This window comes from Chryseobacterium arachidis, assembly GCF_900129245.1.
Taxonomy (GTDB): Bacteria; Bacteroidota; Bacteroidia; order Flavobacteriales; family Weeksellaceae; genus Chryseobacterium; species Chryseobacterium arachidis.
In genome coordinates, this window is the sequence record NZ_FQUT01000030.1 from 1 (window position 1) to 1,732 (window position 1,732).

Annotated in this window: 4 protein-coding genes; 3 read left to right on the top strand and 1 reads right to left on the bottom strand. The window is 30.9% G+C overall.

The window, feature by feature from the left end:
* A partial coding sequence (locus BUA89_RS23610; protein ID WP_455423254.1) for an IS1/IS1595 family N-terminal zinc-binding domain-containing protein occupies window positions 1–140 on the bottom strand: 140 nt, incomplete at its 3' end.
* 44 nt (window positions 141–184) lie between these two features.
* On the opposite strand from BUA89_RS23610, the gene BUA89_RS22615 reads away from it, so the two are divergent.
* The 3 genes from BUA89_RS22615 to BUA89_RS23615 form a co-directional block, all read left to right on the top strand.
* Window positions 185–490, top strand: a complete 306-nt coding sequence (locus tag BUA89_RS22615; RefSeq protein WP_072964277.1) for a hypothetical protein — start codon at window positions 185–187, stop codon at window positions 488–490.
* 44 nt (window positions 491–534) lie between these two features.
* Entirely contained in the window at window positions 535–975 is a 441-nt protein-coding gene (locus BUA89_RS22620; RefSeq protein WP_072964280.1) for a hypothetical protein, read from the top strand.
* Between the two features lie 617 nt (window positions 976–1,592).
* Window positions 1,593–1,732, top strand: a 140-nt coding sequence (locus BUA89_RS23615; RefSeq protein WP_455423254.1) for an IS1/IS1595 family N-terminal zinc-binding domain-containing protein, incomplete at its 3' end; no start/stop codon positions are given.

The following is a 1,732-nucleotide window of genomic DNA, read 5'->3' on the forward strand; positions in this document are numbered from 1 at the left end:
CTCCTTTGTTCAAGACTTTTTACATCAGATTTACTTTCAACACTAAAATAGCAACCACAATCTTTGCACTTATATCTTTGTAAGCCTCTTGTAAAGCCAGCTTTAACTTTATTCTCTGATTGACATTTATAACATTTCATAAAACTAATTTATGAAATATATTTTAATTTAACAATACCAAAAAATGATAAAACAGTTCATAATAAAAAACCTTCTTTCTATCCACTCCGGGGGTGTGGGTGGGAAGATTTGGGCTTCGATAAAGTTGGCGGTGGTTCCGGCGGCGGGATTAAGTTTGTCTGAAAAATTAACCGGATGGTATATTGAGCGCGAAACATATATCTTAATCCTTGCTTTTTCGTTAATAGACGATTTGATTTTAGGAGTTTGGAAACATTTGGAAAATCACAGCTTCACCGCTACGCAAAGTCTCCTAACTTTGTGCAATACTTCAAAACCCAAAAATAGTAGATTGGTTAGCTCAAAGTAAGGAGATTTTACACAGTTGGTTTAAAAATTAAAAAATAAAACAAAATGGCAATAGGCATCATACAAATGGATTTACATAATCCAAAATCAAAATTTTACTATGATGAAATGCAAGAATTAATTGATAAATATTTGTTAGGAGATCATTCTTTAGAAACAATTAATACATTAATAGTGGAGCTTGTAGATGATGAACTTGTGTTTTATGCAGAAGAGGATTTTTATTATTCGGAAATATATAAGACTCCGTATAATATTATTTCTCAAGATACTTTTATTAAGCTGCAACGAAATAAAATGTTGCCATCTACATTAAATTATTCTTCAACTATGTATGGGAATTTTAAATACGAAGATAAAAAGTTCACACATCCAGAAGGAAAAAAAGAGTATTATAAGTCAAATGTGCCATGTATGGTTTATTTTGAGAAAAATATAGTTACATTTTTTATTCTTGATGAAAATGGAGATATAGGAATAATTTAAATAATAATATGGCAATAGGAATCATACGAACAGAATACACCGCTGTCGCGAGCATCTTGATCGTGACCACACACTAAAACCCGCACACCAAAAAGATAAACTACATAAAAGCGGGGTTCTTTTGCAACTGTTGGCAACCATTCCTACCTATGCCTATGCCCCTAATGAGATCGAATTGAAATTATCCCGTCTCTTATAGAAATAAGTACATTCTATATTCTTACATGCTAAAGCTACAATCTTGCAATGTAACTTTACTTTTTTGCGATGTCATTTTACATTGACACGATGTAGTTTTACATTTTCTCGTTGTAACTTTACTTTTTTACAATGTAACTTTACTTTCTTGCAATGTCATTTTACTTTGGCACGATGTAATTTTACATTTTCCCGTTGTAACTTTACTTTTTTACGATGCAACTTTACTTTCTTGCAATGTCATTCTACTTTGGCACGATGTAATTTTACATTTTCCCATTGCAACCTTACTTTTTTGCGATGTCACTTTACATTGAACCACTACGTAGCAGAATGAAATTATTGAAGCACATTTGAAGTCTGATAAACCTTTAAAAATTGGTATTGTTAAATTAAAATATATTTCATAAATTAGTTTTATGAAATGTTATAAATGTCAATCAGAGAATAAGGTTAAAGCTGGATTTACAAGAGGCTTACAAAGATATAAGTGCAAAGATTGTGGTTGCTATTTTAGTGTTGAAAGTAAATCTGATGTAAAAAGTCTTGAACAAAGGAG